The sequence below is a fragment of the Halomonas sp. SIMBA_159 genome (genome assembly GCF_046536035.1).
Classification (GTDB): Bacteria; Pseudomonadota; Gammaproteobacteria; order Pseudomonadales; family Halomonadaceae; genus Vreelandella; species Vreelandella venusta_A.
This window is the reverse complement of the sequence record NZ_JAWJBT010001280.1, coordinates 1-246: the sequence shown is the minus strand read 5'-3', so window position 1 is coordinate 246 and position 246 is coordinate 1. Positions and strand designations below refer to the sequence as shown.

At 41.5% G+C, this 246-nt stretch carries 1 protein-coding gene; it reads left to right on the top strand.

The window, feature by feature from the left end; all coding sequences use genetic code 11:
- Positions 1-246: XkdV family phage structural protein (locus R0J87_RS23375; protein ID WP_498889362.1), on the top strand; the 246-nt coding region annotated here is incomplete at both ends.

Below are 246 nucleotides of genomic sequence, written 5' to 3'. Positions count from 1 at the left end.
CTATTAGAGCAGCTCACAAACCATACAAATGATACGAGACCACATATATCTGAGGCAGAAAAGAAAAAATGGAACGATTCGCAGAGCTATAAGATTACAGCAGATAATGGGAATCAGCTAATCAATGTGCCGGCCAATGCAAGGATCTTTGATGCGATTAAAGATAAAGGAACATGTACATTTTATGCAGCTGCTGGCGTCGAAGATTCTCCTACACCAACTAATGTCTCGATAAGGGGTCTGCAG